We start from the raw sequence: 1,211 nt of genomic DNA, 5'->3' as shown, positions 1-1,211 counted from the left end.
TTGTCTTCTCATACCCTTCGAACTGCTCCATAAATTGAGATTTGAAATTAACCAATGAACTTTTTAAAGGAGTTTTTAACATTTTCCTGATTCACCATTGCATACTGAAGAGTAGTATCTATACTTTGATGGCCAAGAAGCTGTTGAACCTGCTCAATCGGCATTCCTTTGTCTATTGCCAGTGTTGCCAGCGTTCTGCGAAACTTATGTGGGTGCACCTTAGAAAAGTTTAGTTCTCGTCCTATTTTTCTTAAACGAATCTCAACTCCGCTAATCTGCAATCGATCATAAGGTTTTAATAATGATACAAATAGTGCTTCATTATTATCTTCACGCTCTGATAGATATCTCTGAAGATGTATTTTAGTTCTAGCATCAAAGTATACTTTTCGTTGCCTATTACCTTTTCCTATCACAACACACTCTCTATTTTCAAAGTCCACATCCCTGATATTAAGCTTGACTAATTCTCCTACACGAATGCCTGTTGAAGCTAGAAGGTCAATCATAGAAAGATCACGCATATTGTCACAGTGATCACGCATCAGCTCCATTGACTCATCCGAATACGTTTCTTTCACTGTTTTACCAGTCTTAACTTTTCGAATCCTTCTAACCGGACTCTTTACAATGTAATCCTCATCCTCTAGCCAAGCAAAGAAGGTAGAAAAAATTCTCCTTACATTATCCAACGTAACTTTACTAACATTACCTCGTTGCTGATATGAATCAAGGTAATCCCGTAAATCTTCCGTTGTTATATGACATTCCGATTTGTTAATATCCTCCAGTAAATTTCGAATCGTTGATTCATAATAACGTAAAGTTTTGCTTGAACACCCTTCCACACGTTTGGCTGAAATAAATAACGGAAGAAGATTATTCTGTTTATCCTCTTTTTCTAATTGTTTATCACCAACCACTTCTGTTAGACGTTTTTTTAGTACTTTAGATAACATAGCCATTTGGGCATCATCCAAAATTGTTGCAAGATCTTGTTGCACTTCATTAATAATTTGATTAAGCATGAAATTTCCTCCTTTGTTTGTTCCTCCGTGAGGTTGTCTCACGAGCCGGAGGAAACTTCATGCCCCATAATTATCCTAAGTTTTCTTCTATAATCCGTTTATAGGTGGCATTTAACTCTGATAGAGTTTGTTCGAGTTCAAATTTTGATTTATCGCTCTGTCGAACAAAGGACGCAAACCGTA

Annotated in this window: 1 protein-coding gene; it reads right to left on the bottom strand. The window is 36.5% G+C overall.

The window, feature by feature from the left end:
• Nucleotides 1-47: 47 nt before the first annotated feature.
• On the bottom strand, nucleotides 48-1,028 hold the full coding sequence (gene xerA / locus Q1X33_RS16565; protein WP_127722868.1) for a site-specific tyrosine recombinase/integron integrase: 981 nt from the start codon (nucleotides 1,026-1,028) through the stop codon (nucleotides 48-50).
• Nucleotides 1,029-1,211: the final 183 nt, after the last annotated feature.

The sequence above is a fragment of the Enterococcus sp. B2E4 genome (genome assembly GCF_030499455.1).
GTDB lineage: Bacteria > Bacillota > Bacilli > Lactobacillales > Enterococcaceae > Enterococcus_D > Enterococcus_D casseliflavus.
This window is presented reverse-complemented; position numbering and strand designations above follow the sequence as displayed.

Bases quoted from the DNA above. Each gene is read 5' to 3' on its own strand.
- xerA (WP_127722868.1), bottom strand. From the start codon at position 1,028: ATGCTTAATCAAATTATTAATGAAGTGCAACAAGATCTTGCAACAATT.